Here is a 270-nt window from a genome sequence, read left to right as displayed (position 1 = left end):
AGGGTACAGTGTTTCAAGGTACTCGTTAGTTACTACTGTGCGGTTTGTTTCTATGCCTAGCTCTTCAAGACCGTAACCTTTAAGGCGCGCACTTCTACCAACGGCACATAATAGCTCGTCATATTCAATATCTATTTCTTTGTCGTTATGTTTAACAACAATATATTTTTTACCATCGCGTGTTTCACAACGAAGTGCTTGGTGCGATGTTAAAATATTAACGCCACTTTCGGTTAACGCTTCGTGAGCAAAAGTAGACACTTCAAGGTC

General features: G+C 40.4%; 1 protein-coding gene. It reads right to left on the bottom strand.

Annotated elements, in window-relative coordinates; genetic code table 11:
- Positions 1-270 (bottom strand): FAD-dependent oxidoreductase (locus tag AAEY78_RS13260; protein WP_352339765.1); only part of this gene is annotated, 270 nt, incomplete at both ends.

Source organism: Psychrobacter sp. 16-MNA-CIBAN-0192 (assembly GCF_040309565.1).
In the GTDB taxonomy this organism is placed as follows: domain Bacteria; phylum Pseudomonadota; class Gammaproteobacteria; order Pseudomonadales; family Moraxellaceae; genus Psychrobacter.
This window is presented reverse-complemented; position numbering and strand designations above follow the sequence as displayed.